We start from the raw sequence: 9,861 nt of genomic DNA, 5'->3' as shown, positions 1-9,861 counted from the left end.
CTGACAAAGTACCTGTATAAAGCCAGCGGTCGAAATAGCCATTACTTTCTTTATTCTCTTTTATCTCACCCTCAAACTCATTCTTCAGTATATCATTCAGAATCATCACTTCCTCCTCGCTCGAAACAGTGAACAGGACTTTCCCCCCTTTCCTTAACACCTTTGGCACTTCTCTTAAGACCTTCTCCCAATTGAACACTTCATAGGGTGTTAGTTTCCCAACCATAAACCCAAACACGACGTCAAATTCCCGACTGAAGAACGAGGAAAGAAGAGAGCAATCAAGTACGATGCTCTTCCTGGGCTCAAGCACCCCCTCCTCCAGCCCCCTGCATATCTCACATTTGTTTATATCCACAGTGATGGGAAAGACGCCCAGCTCATGCAGTGCTATTGTCGCTTCACCAGCACCACAGCCAATCTCAATTGTATCGCCGATAAGGGCTTCCCCTATAAATATGGTCAGCAGCTTCTTCAACGTCTCTATCCTCGCACGTGAATAAAAACTCTCCTCCTTTATATCACAATCACAGAATAATCGGTTCACCAGGCTGGTGGAATAAAACTCAATCACACCCTCACGAAACGACTTCCTGCTCACTTCCACATCACGTTCTCTATCACCCTCCATATCGGCTGCGAGTGTATTAAATTCCTCTTTCTCTCTTTGATCTGCGATGAAATCGGTGAATATAATCCAGAAACCTAACTCCCTGTCATGTATCGCAATACCTATAAGTGCGCTACTCTCGTCATATATCCGCAGCAATTCCGCTACATCCGCTCTTTTCACCTTACCCATGTAATCAAGCGTTTTTGCTAGCCACCGCTGTTCTACATAGCTGCTCTCTACCAGCATAAAGTTCCCTATCCCCAGTAACTCGTTCAGCTGCATCCTCTACCGTCAAGCCCCCGGCATTAACATATTTGTTTATTCACTTTGAGATATTGCCTGAAGAACTCTATTCTATATTATCCCTCACCCGAACCTGCCTTCTTCAATCTCACGTAGACACATCTTCACCTTGCTCGTTATCTCATCCAGCTTACTCTGTGGCACGCTCTCGTGCCTCACGATTCCACTCACAATCTCTACAACTTTTCCTGGCGTCTTACCCTGTTTGAATCTCGTACTCACCTCTATTTGCTCGAAGTCTTTGTAATCCACGGGACATTGGCAGAGTACAATAGCCGGTATGTTTATCCTCGCCAACACGAATCGCACTTTATAGATGAAATGTTGCTTGACATTGCCATGATTCAATAGGGCGAGCTTATGCTGCCCTATTATCTCTATCTCCTTCGGCTCCAGCCCAAATGCGACACCATGCCCACCACCTGAAGGTGCATCTGCGGGTGTACCATCGCCAGCATTCAATATTATTTCGCCTACGTTTATACCTCTGTCCCTCAACTCTGTGGTTATTTCACATACAGGCTTTGGAACATGCCTGTAACCGGGAGACATCGCAATATTTATTACATCGTTTTTCAACGCTTTCGCGAATGTTCCTCGCTGCGCAATACCCCCTCCCAATCCAAGCCCCTGACCTTTCCTGCATGCCACCAGCTGGGTCTCTCTACCTACTGGCATTACCTTACCTCAAATCCTCTATCTTCACTATCCGTCCATTCTGCATGTGTGCGATTCTATCGCAGACCATATTAACAAAATCCTGGTCATGCGATACGATGAGGAATGTCATACCCAGATTCTCCCGTGCGGCTCTTATAGAATCGGCAACGAACTTCTTTGTTATCGGGTCCATTGTTCCCGTGGGTTCATCAAGTATCGCTATTGCTGGCTCCTTCATCAGTATCTGTGCGATTGCTATCCTCTGTCTCTCTCCTGCACTCAACTGAGTATGGTCCTTAGACAGGGCCTCTTCCGCTTCATCTTCTGTGAATCCCACACTTTCAAGCATGAACTTCGCCTTCATTCGTGCCAGCTCCTCTGGTATCTTAACACCTATACAGCTTGTAAGGTTCTCCAGCACCGTCTTCTCCGGGTACATCGTGTATTCCTGATGCAACATGGCAACGCGCGTAGCTGCCTGCTCACCTACTCCAGGCGTGGTTGCACCCCATGCAATCCATACTCCGGTCTCCGCAACTCGCCCTACTTCTATCCATTTATCTCCTGCCCGTATCTTAACCGAACCCCCTGTTAACGGATCTATCTGCGCTATAATACGAGCCAAACTCGTCTTCCCTGCTCCACTTTTACCCAGAAGTCCAAATATCTCATTCTCGTATATCGTGAGTGAGACATCGTCTACCGCCTTCACCATCCCACGCCAGACGGAATAGTAATACTTTTTGCAATGCTCGATCTTTATCTTCGGCTCCCCAACTTTCATATACTTCTCGCGCTCTATCTTGCCCACCTGCTTCTCAAAATCCTCTACTATCTGCTTCGAATCGCCGTATTTCACCACCTCTCCATGGTCAAGCCATAAAGTCTTCTCAGTTAGCTCTTCAATAACATAAGGCCAGTGAGAGGTGACCACCAGTGTCATGCCACCATGTGTACTCTCCTTAAGCGCTTTATGTACAAGTTTTGCAGTCTCATAATCAAGTGTACCGGTAGGCTCATCAGCTAAGAGTAGCATGGGGTCCAATGCAAGTTGCCTTGCCAGCACCACTCGCTGCTTCTCACCCCCACTGAGGTTTGCGGCGGGGAAAGTCACACGATGCAGCATCTTCACCGCTTTCAGGAGCTCATATGCACGTCTGAACCGCTTTGCAGGGGGGTAATTCCTGCTCTCCAGTGCCTGTAAAACGTTGTACATCACTGTATCATCACTGTATAGTCCAAAAGTCCGTTGCAGCATGATAGCAACGCCTTTCTTCACCTTCTTACGCCCCTCTTTGTCCTTCCAGTAATTTACTTCCTTTAACTCCAGCTTCTCATTACATTTACTGCATGGCTCACCGACCCTGCTCGGTGACGCCACCCAACCGCAAGAAGGGCACATAGCTACCCTGAAAATTATCTCACCAGAAGTGGGTGCATATTCCTCACTCCCACGGAGCATATGAAGCAAGACTGATTTTCCTGCCCCGCTCCTGCCAAGCAACCCAAGCGATTCCCCCTCTCTTATCTCCACACTTACATTCTTCAAGACCTCTTTGCCGTCGAATGTCTTACAGACATCACGGACTATCACAAACGGCTCCTCTTCTTCTACTTCGCTCATTTTCCCACTCTTCTTTTCTTATAATTTAAATAGGACTATAAAAATATATCTAAGCTCTCAAATCTTCTATCTTCGTTATTTTACCCGATTTCATGTACGCTATCCTGTCACATACCTTCTTTGCAAAGTCTAAATCGTGTGTCACTATCACGAAAGTGATACCAAGGTTCTCTCTCGCCTTCAATATCGTCTCAGCCACGTATTTCTTGGTCACAGGGTCCATCGTCCCGGTAGGCTCATCAAGCACTGCTATCTCCGGCTCTTTCATCAATACCTGGGCAATAAGTATCCTTTGACGTTCACCCACGCTCAATTCAAGATGCGTCTTTGGTAATATCTCATCTATCTCCTCCTCGGTAAATCCCACTCCTTTCAGCATGAACCTCACTTTCATCTGTGCAAGATCCTCGGGCATATCAATACCTATGCCATGCGTAAGGTTCTCCCAGACCGTGAGTTTTGGAATAAGTGTATATTCCTGGTGCAGTACACCCACAAAATGCGCCTTCCAATCTGTCGTACCACCCATAATCGCCCCACCTGGTCCTATAAAAGTATCAACGTCAGCCTTCGATGCCTCTATCCATCTATCACCGCTTCGTATCCACGCTCCACCGCCTGTGCCTGGATCTAAATGACTCACAATCCGCATTAAGCTCGTTTTCCCTGCTCCACTATGCCCCACTATCCCAAATATCTCATTCTCGTATACGATGAAAGAGACGTCATCTACTGCCTTTACCACACCCCGTGACGCGGAATAGTAATACTTCTTCAGGTTCTCCACTTTTATCTTCGGCTCCCCGAACTTCTTGAACTCCTCTCGCTCTATATCTCCTACTTCTTTCTCAAAATCGTTCACCACCTGCTCTGTATCGCCGTATGCAACGAGCTCGCCATTCTCAAGCCACGCTGTCTTCTCCGTCAGTTCTCTAATCACATAAGGCCAGTGAGAGGTGACGAGTAATGTGGTTCCACCCTTTGTACTATCTATCAATGCGCGGTGCACAACGCGAGCAGTTTCATGGTCCAGAGTTCCAGTAGGTTCGTCAGCCAGTAGCAGAATAGGTTCCAGGGCTAACTGTCTTGCAAGTACCATCCGCTGTTTCTCTCCACCACTGAGGTCCCTTGTATCTGGGAAGTTAACACGGTGCAGCATCTTCACCGCACCCAGCAGCTCGTACACCCTCTTCATCCTCTTGCTCTTCGGGTAACCCGCCCTGTCCAGTGCCTCCAGTACATTCCACACAACCGACTCATCACTATACAGGGCGAAACTTCGCTGCAACATGATAGCAATTGCGCCCTTCAATAATTTCCGCATTCGTTTATCCTTCCAGAAGTTCACTTCCTTCAACTCATACTCTGCTCCGCACTTGTTACAAGGAGTCCCTACCTTGCTCGGTCCATTTATCCATGAACACGAGGGGCACATCGCTACCCGATAAATAATCTCGCCACTATCTGGTGCATATTCCTCAGTTCCTCTGAGCATACGCAATAATACCGACTTCCCTGAACCACTCTTACCAAGGAGCCCTAAAGGCTCCAACTCTTTTATATCCAAGCTCACATTCTTCAACGCCGGCTTGCCATTGAACTCCTTACTGACATTCCTAACTTTAATGAATATCTCGTCCTCCACCATCTTCTCTTACCTCCTGCTCCCTATCTCTCACTCTGCCTCCTAATGTTAAACTTAAATAAAACCGCCTAACTATATAATAATTAACTGCACTTTTCCACATCTCATTTAAACATTTATTAAATTGTACTTCCCATTTAAAAAACTTTCTATATTTTTCAGGTTCGCTTCTTGAGCACCATTATATCGGGGCGAGGAGCAGCCTTTGAGCCTGCAAATTCGCGCTTGCAACGGGTACATAGTTCCCTCGCCGTGAGCGTTACGACCTCATCTGAGCCCGGTAATTTCCTCGCATAGATGAACTCAGGCTCCACACCCACTGACCTGCTTATATCCTCCAGAATCGCGTTTATCTTATCTCGGAATACCACAACGTCATCGCTCTTCAGTCCTCTCAGATCGGCAGCGAGGCCAGTGCAACCACATACCATCCCGAATACTTTCGCTTCCGGAACGAAGATATTGCCTAAAAGGGCTTTCAATTCATCCTCCAGCTTCTTCCTGCCTGCAATTATTTCCTTCTTCATCGCCTTACCCTCTCTATACCTCCTCAATATTTATTTCTCCACACTCAATACCTTACTCGTCAGTTCATCGCAATATCGGCAAGTATCGCACATCTTATTGCAGCTCTTCCATTGTTTTATACTCCCTTCAAGCTTCTTATTATCAATGTAAAAGATATAACGGAGCTCTGATGGGCAATCCAGGAGTTCAAGCAGGTTACCCTCATATGACCTTCGTGAATATGCCTCCATACAGGCTGTTATCCACGCTACTGTATTTGCACGTCCCGATATCTTAAAATCTTCTATCCCTATTCTCTCGTATTCCACAATGTCCTCCGGTCTTATCCATGGTGACCGGATGATCTGTGAAGGGTCACGAACCCGTATAGATATACATTTGTCAAAGTAATAATCACCGAAGGTGTTTAATGGCTGTGCGCATGCACCTGCACCGGAAGCAGCAGTTATATGCGAGAAGAGGTTGAAATGGGCATATCGAAATGGGCATTTGTAAAGGCAGCCTTCGTTCACTATTACCCTGATATCACAATTTACCGCTCTCATTATAGCCTCCAGCGTATCGAAATCGCGGTTTATATTCGTATCTACCGTGATTCCATCAGCGCCAAGCGCCTCATAGAACTCTGCTCGCTGTGGTGAATCTACATGAGAGACGCAGGAGATGACAGTTTCCATGGGGAAATCTCTCAGCAGTTCCACTAAATATGGCTCCGCTACCGTAACACCATCCACACCCGCCTTGTTCAGCTCTCCAAAATACCATTCAAAGAGCTTGTAGCCCTGAAAGGTGAGGTGATAACCACCCAGGCAGGACGGATTCATCACTATGTTCATCTTGATGTCATGTTGATGTGCATATGCAGTCTGTTCCCTGATCTCTTCTATAAGTGCGGCATGCAGTGTCGCTCTTCCGCTACCCATCACCTGCGGTGAGCCCGCCATATAAACTTCATCCACGTCTGCCAGCCGTTTCTCCTCTTTATACTCTATTATCTCCTTCAACGCTTCGAAATGTCCGGGATGTGGAACTATCAATCTCATTTGATGCTGGTCAACACCTCTGCTGTGAGTTCATCGCAATAACCACATTCGTGGCAATGCTTATCGCAGCTCTTCCATTGCTCTATGCACCCTTCGAGCTTATTATTATCAAAATAAAAGACATAACGGAGCATCTGAGGGCAATCCAGGAGTTCAAGTAGGTTGCCATCATACGACCTTCGGGAATATACCCGCATGCATTTTATTATCCAGTTCACTGCCTTTGTCCTGCCTGAGAGTTTAAAGCTATTTATTCCAATAGCTTCGTATTCCTTCAGGTCCTCAGGTCTTATCCATGCTGACCTGATGATCTGCGTTGGGTCTCTCAAGCGGATATTAATGCATTTGTCAAAATAGAAATCAGGAGCGAAGAGGGGTGTTTTGGGCTGATTTAAGCTGCTGAGATGGGATGCGAGATTGTAATGTGAATATCGAAAAGGGCACCTGTACAGACAGCCTTCGTTCACTATCACCTTGATGTCGCAGTTTACCGCTTTTACCATCGCCTCAAGCGTAGAGAAATGGCGATTTATATTTGTATCTACGGTTATCACATCAGCACCAAGTTCCTCAAATAACCGGGCACGCTGTGGCGCATCCACATAAGCCAAACAGGATACAATCGTCTTCATCGGGAATTCACGCAGTAACTCCACGAGATAAGGCTCCGCAACTATAACGCCATCTACCCCCGCTTTGTTCAATTCTCCGAAATACCATTCAAACATCTTATAACCCTCGAAAGTCAGATGATGCCCACCGGTGCATGGTGAATTCAGAGCGATGTTCATCCTGATGCCATGTTGATGTGCATATTCAGTCTGTTCCCGGATCTCATCAATAAGAGGTGCGTGGAGCACCCCTCTTCCGCTGCCCATCACCTCTGGCGAGCCACCCATATAGACTTCTTCTACTTCATTCAAACCCTCTGATTCTTTAACTTCTATTATCTCCTTCAAAGCTTCAAAATGACCGGGATGCGGAATCATCAATCGCATTTTATAATAGACTAAATAATATCAGTATTTAAATTTAAAATATTGTATCTTCTCTTCAATAGATTAATATTGGGTAAGCAATTGAGATAGCGAGAATACCACCAAATAACGTTGCCATGATGTTCACGTGATGTTTATTCAATTTAAATGGATTTCGATCTTCGAGTGTTGCACCAAGCACGCTATCAGCCAGAGAACCTATGAACCCTGAGATGAAGCAGATGGTGAATAAAGTCAGTTTGTCTATATCCAGGTTCAAAGGGAAGGTGAGCGATATGAGCGAGATTAAAGCAGAGCCGAGCAGTGCACCACCGATGCCGGGTAGGCTGACACCTCCATTCGTCCCCACTGGCACTCGCCTGAACGTTGTAATCAATCTCGGTCTGCCGTCTGCCTGTCCTATCTCTGTTGAGAACGTATCAGCGCAGGCGGTGGCGACGGAGCCCGAAAACCCAATTAAGAAGAGGACATTACGCGATAGGGCAAAGGAGATAGCAAATATTAATGGAGATAGCCCATTACCAAGTACGTTATTTATGTCACGCATACCTTTATTTGATTCAGCAACGCCAAGTGCAGCTTTCTTCTCATATTTGTATCTCGTGACGAGGTTCCCAAACAGGAAGAAAGCAAGTAGTACAAGCAATCCACAATAGCTGTATCGCAATCTGAGCGTTATCAGAATACCAACGCCAAGTGCGAGAGTGCCGAGGAAAGCAGCGGTGTTTATCTTTCGCCTCACATACGCATATATCACCGCTGAGAGGGCAACCAGAAGTGTAACTAAGGTTACCCATAGATATTCCTCCATGACCATAAGATTTGGTATAGAGCTACCATGTATATATCTTTTCCTTCTTCTACCCGCTCACTCACACTCACTCCCACCCTCATCTACATCCTCGTCATGGAGCATACAGACAGGATCCTCAGCGAGATAGTCACCGGAAACGGCATAAGCTCGTGACCTGCAACCACCACAAGTCTCTCTGTATCGGCAGGTTGCACATCTACCCTTTAGCCTTCTCTCACGCAGTGCCTTGAAGACCTCCGCGTTACGAATGATATCTAGGAATTTATCCTCTCTTACATTGCCCGCCGTCACAGGCAGATACGCACATGGCGCCACATCACCATCAGGGAAGATATGGAAGCGAGTGAGACCGGCAGTACAGCCTGTGAATTGAGGTTTGTTTCCATCTACAAGCCCCATTGACTGGAGATAAGCCCAATATTGTGGATTACATATTGGTTTAAGCCAGACCCGGACATTCTTCTGCTGCTCAAGTACGAACTCGAAGAATTTCATATTCTCTACAGGAGACAAACAGACATGAGATATCTCCTTACCCCGACCTACAGCGATTAGATATATGAGATAGATTCTCCAGAGTCCCATTGAATCGGCAAACTTGATTATCCCTGGTAGCTCGTTGTAATTATGTCTCGTAACCATTGAGAATAGCTGAACGTCAAGTCCAGCATTCATGCATGCCCTGAGTCCCCGAATCGTGGCTTTAAAAGCACCGTCAACACCCCTGAAGAGGTCATGTGCGCGCCCGGAGCCGTCAATACTTATCGCAGCACGTTCCAACCCCGCTCTCACCAACTTCTTCGCCACTTCATCTGTTATCAGCGTTCCATTTGTCGCCATCACCACCTGCATATCAAATGATGCAGCATATTCGATGAGTTCATATATATCAGGACGCAATAGCGGCTCTCCACCTGTGAATGCGAATTTGACAGGTCCAAGTTTCGCCGCTTCTTCGATCAGTTCAAAGCCTTCCTCTGTACTGAGCTCCCCGGGCGCTTCTTCACTGATTGAACAGTGTTTGCACCGCAAGTTGCATTCCTTTGTAACTGCCCATACGACCTCACCGGGCAAATAGCTGAAACAGCCGGTTCCTACGGCATCATTTGCAAAAATCTCATCTTTATGCTCTCTTATCCATGATTTCAACTCTAACTCCTTAGCATTCATCATTCCCTCTCTTCTTGAAGGCGGGTATCGCATATAAAATTATCTTTTTGTATTCATATCAAGTAGATAAGCGATTATATTATATAATCCCCCGTTGCCTTAGGCATACTAATGTCGAAATGAAACAATATAATTCACATTCACATATACATATACAAAAACAAAACAGGTTTTCCTATGTACGGTGGTTCTTTATCCTTGCTATATCTCCTTTCTCCTCTCCAATGCCAGTTCGTATATAGCCACTGCCAGCTTGTGAGATTGAACTGCAGGGTCACCACTCCTTGTAATGTACCTGCAGTGCCTTGCTTTAGAGCCTATTTTGCTATTCCCGGTCCACCGGCACCGGTGAAGAGGATAAAAGGTATATTACCGAATTTGTCGTCGCTCCTGATCATTTCCAGGAACTCTATGCCATTCATCCCGGGCACCTTGTAATCTGCAACCACAACATCAAAAAATT

Annotated in this window: 9 protein-coding genes; all 9 read right to left on the bottom strand. The window is 46.2% G+C overall.

All coding sequences use genetic code 11. The annotated features are described in order from the left end of the window. Window positions 1-895: class I SAM-dependent methyltransferase (locus J7J01_05030; GenBank protein MCD6210243.1), on the bottom strand; the 895-nt coding region annotated here is incomplete at its 3' end. A gap of 84 nt (window positions 896-979) precedes the next feature. Beyond that, the gene (gene mcrC, locus J7J01_05025; GenBank protein MCD6210242.1) at window positions 980-1,594 is read right to left on the bottom strand and encodes a methyl-coenzyme M reductase I operon protein C; all 615 of its coding nucleotides are present in this window, start codon (window positions 1,592-1,594) and stop codon (window positions 980-982) included. A 4-nt stretch (window positions 1,595-1,598) separates the two neighbouring features. Continuing rightward, complete coding sequence (atwA, locus tag J7J01_05020; GenBank protein MCD6210241.1) at window positions 1,599-3,200, bottom strand: methyl coenzyme M reductase system, component A2; 1,602 nt, start codon at window positions 3,198-3,200, stop codon at window positions 1,599-1,601. Window positions 3,201-3,249: 49 nt separating this feature from the next. Next, entirely contained in the window at window positions 3,250-4,848 is a 1,599-nt protein-coding gene (gene atwA / locus J7J01_05015; GenBank protein ID MCD6210240.1) for a methyl coenzyme M reductase system, component A2, read from the bottom strand. Window positions 4,849-5,003: 155 nt separating this feature from the next. Continuing rightward, window positions 5,004-5,372, bottom strand: a complete 369-nt coding sequence (locus J7J01_05010; protein ID MCD6210239.1) for a DUF5402 family protein — start codon at window positions 5,370-5,372, stop codon at window positions 5,004-5,006. 30 nt (window positions 5,373-5,402) lie between these two features. Further along, entirely contained in the window at window positions 5,403-6,416 is a 1,014-nt protein-coding gene (locus J7J01_05005; GenBank protein MCD6210238.1) for a U32 family peptidase, read from the bottom strand. Continuing rightward, window positions 6,413-7,414, bottom strand: coding sequence for a U32 family peptidase (locus tag J7J01_05000; protein ID MCD6210237.1), 1,002 nt, complete (start codon window positions 7,412-7,414; stop codon window positions 6,413-6,415). Before J7J01_05000 ends, J7J01_05005 begins: the two co-directional genes overlap by 4 nt. Window positions 7,415-7,469: 55 nt before the next feature. Next, window positions 7,470-8,231 carry a DUF92 domain-containing protein gene (locus tag J7J01_04995; protein ID MCD6210236.1) on the bottom strand — a complete coding sequence of 254 codons (762 nt, stop codon included), beginning with the start codon at window positions 8,229-8,231 and terminating at the stop codon, window positions 7,470-7,472. Window positions 8,232-8,282: 51 nt separating this feature from the next. After that, window positions 8,283-9,401 carry a radical SAM protein gene (locus tag J7J01_04990; protein ID MCD6210235.1) on the bottom strand — a complete coding sequence of 373 codons (1,119 nt, stop codon included), beginning with the start codon at window positions 9,399-9,401 and terminating at the stop codon, window positions 8,283-8,285. Window positions 9,402-9,861: the final 460 nt, after the last annotated feature.

The sequence above is a fragment of the Methanophagales archaeon genome (assembly GCA_021159465.1).
GTDB lineage: Archaea > Halobacteriota > Syntropharchaeia > Alkanophagales > Methanospirareceae > G60ANME1.
The sequence above is the reverse complement of the archived record's forward strand: the minus strand, read 5'-3'. Positions and strand labels throughout refer to the sequence as shown.